3 protein-coding genes and 1 pseudogene are annotated in these 3,959 nt (G+C 65.7%); 3 read left to right on the forward strand and 1 reads right to left on the reverse strand.

Annotated features, from left to right (window positions below; all coding sequences use genetic code 11):
• Nucleotides 1-105 precede the first annotated feature (105 nt).
• The 3 genes from ACESNB_RS03145 to ACESNB_RS03155 are packed head-to-tail and all read left to right on the forward strand — an operon-like array spanning nucleotide 106 to nucleotide 3,782.
• Nucleotides 106-1,866: a tetratricopeptide repeat protein gene (locus tag ACESNB_RS03145; protein WP_373003707.1), complete on the forward strand. Its 1,761-nt coding sequence runs from the start codon at nucleotides 106-108 to the stop codon at nucleotides 1,864-1,866.
• 9 nt (nucleotides 1,867-1,875) lie between these two features.
• A complete protein-coding gene (locus tag ACESNB_RS03150; RefSeq protein ID WP_373003710.1) occupies nucleotides 1,876-2,751 on the forward strand; it encodes a 4-(cytidine 5'-diphospho)-2-C-methyl-D-erythritol kinase in 876 nt (291 codons plus the stop codon).
• Entirely contained in the window at nucleotides 2,748-3,782 is a 1,035-nt protein-coding gene (locus ACESNB_RS03155) for a glycosyltransferase family 4 protein (protein ID WP_373003712.1), read from the forward strand. Before ACESNB_RS03150 ends, ACESNB_RS03155 begins: the two co-directional genes overlap by 4 nt.
• Here the strand turns inward: ACESNB_RS03155 and ACESNB_RS03160 are convergent.
• A pseudogene (locus tag ACESNB_RS03160) lies at nucleotides 3,779-3,959 on the reverse strand (polyprenyl synthetase family protein); the annotation flags it as partial. The gene ACESNB_RS03155 and the pseudogene ACESNB_RS03160 overlap by 4 nt on opposite strands.

Here is a 3,959-nt window from a genome sequence, read left to right on the forward strand (position 1 = left end):
AAGTTCTTCGACCGGCAGGAAGTCCTTGTCGCGTCAGACTGAAACGCAGGCCGGGACAGGCGCTTCGCCCTTGCGGCACGGCGCGGTTGCTGAAAGATTGTGACGATGAACCTTCTCCGGCCCTTTTCCGCGCTGTCCGCCTTGCTTCTGGCGGGATCCTGCGTTAGCGCGCCATCGCAAGATGCGCTCCGCGACGCCCTGTTCGCGAATGGCCGCCCGGCCGAGGCCACCGCCTATGGCGATTTTCTCGTCGCGCGCTTTGCCGCGATGACGAACGATCCCGAAACCGCCGCCGAATATTATGCTGCCGCGATTGATACGGCGCCGGAAAAGTCGGGCATTGCCGAACGGGCTGTGTTTTCCGCCCTGCTCGCTGGCGACTATGAATCGGCGGTTGAACTGGCGCGCCGCGCCAGTGAAGTCGGCAGCACCGCGACGCTGGTCCGCCTCACGCTGGGCGTCGATGCGCTTGAGCGGGGCAAGGAAAATGAAGCCGCCAAATATCTCGACGAAACCGAATACGGGCCGTTCAACCGTGTGATCGCCCGGGGCCTGTCGGCCTGGCGGATTGCCGATGGTGGCGGCGCCGACGCTGCCGAAACCTATCTCCGGGGTGGCCTGACGGGCGATGCCAATCTCGACAGCTCCACGCTCTACATGATGGGCCTGCTCCAGATGGCCGACAAGCATGACGCAGCCGCGCTTGCGACGTTCGACACGCTATGGGATTCCGGCGCCCGTCTGGCCGTTGGTGTGCATGCCCATGCCCAGCTCCTCGTCGCAGCCGGCAACAAGGCGCGTGCGGTCGACATCCTCCAGGCTTTCCATGACGAGATTGGCCAGAATGCTGCGCTCGACAGCCTGCGCGGCGACATTCTGGCCGGAACGCGCATCCGTCCGGAACGCTTGTCGACGCGAGAAGGCGCTGCGCTTGCCATCTATGTCCCCGCTGCGGCGTTGATGATGCAGACCGATGATGACCTGTCGGGCGTGTATTTCGTGCTCGCGCTGGCGCTCGATCCCGATCTCCATGTCGCCCGCTCGCTCTGGGGCCAGTCGCTCGACAATGCCGGACGCCGGCAGGAGGCCATCGCCATCCTCTCGCGAATCCCGGATTCGTCTGAATTCTACGCCACGGCACGCGGCCAGATGGCCTGGGCGCTTCGCCGGGAAGAGCGCAACCAGGAATCCCTCGCAATTGCGGCAGATGCACTGGCCCATTCGCCTAACCGGGGTCTGAAGATCCAGCTTGCCGACCTCTACCGCTCGCTTGACCGGAACGGCGACGCCGAGCGCCTGTTGACCGAGATTATCGACGATGATGCCAAAGCGGGTCGGCAGGACTGGCGTATCGTCTATGCGCGCGGTTCGACGCGTGAGCAGACCGGTCGCTGGCCGGACGCCGAAACCGATCTCAAGACCGCGCTTGCCCTGCAGCCTGGAAACGCCTCGATCCTCAACTATCTCGGCTATGCCTATATCGACCGGGGCCTCAATTACGAGGCGGCGCTCGACATGATCCGGCGTGCGGTCGAACTGGAACCTCAATCGGGCTATATCGTCGACAGTCTTGGCTGGGCGCATTACCGGATGGGGCGCTACGGACTGGCCGCCCGCTTCCTGGAACGCGCCGTGGAACTGTCGCCCGGTGAGGCACTCCTCAATGACCATCTCGGCGACGCCTATTGGCAGATCGGCCGCAAGATAGAGGCCCGCTTCCAGTGGCAACGCGTCCTCAAGCTCGATCCGAGCAGCGCGGCGCGGGTCCGGATCGAGGCCAAGATGCAGTCCGGTCCGGACATCGCCGTGCTGACAATAGCCGAACCCGATGAAACGCCGGCGCTCGCAGTTGCGCGGCAGCCCTGACGCACGCTCATGTCCGACACATTGCATACGCTGGCCCCGGCCAAGGTGAACCTGTTCCTGCACGTTGGCCCGCTCAAGCCGAACGGGCGCCATGACCTCGATTCGCTTGTGGTCTTCGCAGGCCCGGAAGCCGCAGACCGGCTGACGGCCCAGCGCTCTGACATCCTCACCCTGTCTGTAACCGGGCCCGGCGCCGCCGAAGCCGGGGCGGGGGCCGACAACCTGGTGCTCAAAGCCGCCCGCGCCCTGCGCGCCGAGGCGGGCATCACGCAGGGGGCTGCTCTCCATCTCGAGAAGCGTCTGCCGGTCGCCGCCGGCATTGGTGGCGGGTCTGCCGACGCCGCTGCTGCGCTCCGCCTGCTCACCCGGCTCTGGGACGTTAACCTTGCCCATGCCCGCGCCGTCGCGCCATCGCTGGGCGGTGACGTGCCGGTGGCGCTGTTGGGCCAGCCCGCCCTGATGCGCGGCGAGGGCGAACGCGTCGAGCCCGTGACGCTTCCGGCGCCGATTCCGGCCGTGCTCTTCAATCCCGGGATTGCCTGTCCGACTGGACCGGTCTTTGCCGCGTTCGACGCCGCCGGCGGAGGACGGGACTTCGCCGAACTCGGGCCATTGCCCGGCTTTGCCGACCTCGACGCGCTGTTTGGCTGGCTCGCAGCGCAGCGGAACGACCTTGAAGTCCCGGCGCTGGCGCTTGTCCCGAAAATCGGACCGGCCACACCCTTGCGATCCCCACGCCTCACCCGCATGAGCGGGTCTGGCGCCACCTTCCTCGCCCTCTACGCCACCCTTGCCGCCGCGCAGGAATCTGCCGACATGCTCAGCGCGCAGCACCCCGAATGGTGGGTGCGCGCCACGTTGCTGGGAGGCGCGGATCTGTCATGACGCCTGTCCTCCTGGGCCTGCCTTTCCTGTCCATCCTTTTGTGTTTCCTGGTGATCCGGCTCGGCGTGAAAGATGCGCCCGACGGAGGCCGCAAGACGCAGAAAGCGCCTGTGCCCACCGCTGGCGGCATCGCCATCTTCGCCACGCTCGCCCTCGGCCTGTTCCTGACGGGTGACCTGCCAAACCTGCCCGGAAACGGCCTGCCAGCGCTTCTCCTGTTCGTCCTGTCATCTGTAATAATAGGACTTTTTGACGATACCGTCGGGCTGAACCCCAAGCTGAAACTCGTCCTTTTGGCGCTGGTTTCACTCCTCGCCGCCATTTATGGCCCCCGACTTGGACATTTCCACCTGCCTTTCGGCCCCGGTGAAGGCTATGGCCTTCCCGTCTGGCTATCCGCCGCAGGCGTCGCTCTCTGGCTGTTCGTCATGGCCAATGCGACGAACTTCATGGACGGTGCCAACGGCCTGGCCATGGGCAGTGCGATGCTGATGTTCGTCGCCTTCGCCATCCTGTTGTCCTGGCCGACGATCCAGGATCCGGGCGCCGGTGTTGAAATGGCCATGAGCCACATCACCGCCATGGCGGCTGCCGCGACATTGGGCTTCCTTGTCTGGAACCTGTCAGGTCGTCTTTTTGCGGGGGATACCGGGTCGCTGGGCGTCGGCGCCCTGCTCGGCGCGGCAGGCCTCGTTGTCGCCTGCCGCCTGACAGTGTGGGAGCCGGTCGTCCTGACGCTGCCCTTTCTGGTCGATGTGTTCATGACCCTGCTCTGGCGCGCCCGTGTCGGCCGGAACCTGTTCGACGCGCACCGCGACCATGCCTATCAGCTATTCATCAGGGCCGGCTGGTCGCACAGGCATGTCGCAATGCTCTGGGCCGGCATGACGCTCGTCTGTGGCGCGGGGCTGCTGGGTCTCGGTCCGCTCTGGGGCGCACAGGTGATCTTCGTGCTGCTGGCACTCGGCATCGGCTTGTGGACATGGCAGCGCGTCACGCTTGGTCGGAAGCTCGCCGCAGACGGCTGCTAGTAGGCGCGCTCGACGCAGAAGTCCGCGAGATCTTCCAGTGCATCCCGGTAGACACTTTGCGGCAGGCTGCGCAGCGCACCCTTGGCGAGGGCCGCATAGGCTTCGGCTTCCTGCACGGTGGCTTCGGCCGCGCCGGTCGCCCGGATCAGGTGCACTGCATGCGCAAGATCCTGCTCG

It is taken from the genome of Hyphomonas sp. (assembly GCF_041689225.1).
GTDB lineage: Bacteria > Pseudomonadota > Alphaproteobacteria > Caulobacterales > Hyphomonadaceae > Hyphomonas.

Excerpts from the sequence above, each read along its gene's own strand:
- ACESNB_RS03145 (WP_373003707.1), top strand. The coding sequence starts at position 106 with ATGAACCTTCTCCGGCCCTTTTCCGCGCTGTCCGCCTTGCTTCTGGCG.
- ACESNB_RS03150 (WP_373003710.1), top strand. The coding sequence starts at position 1,876 with ATGTCCGACACATTGCATACGCTGGCCCCGGCCAAGGTGAACCTGTTC.
- ACESNB_RS03155 (WP_373003712.1), top strand. The coding sequence starts at position 2,748 with ATGACGCCTGTCCTCCTGGGCCTGCCTTTCCTGTCCATCCTTTTGTGT.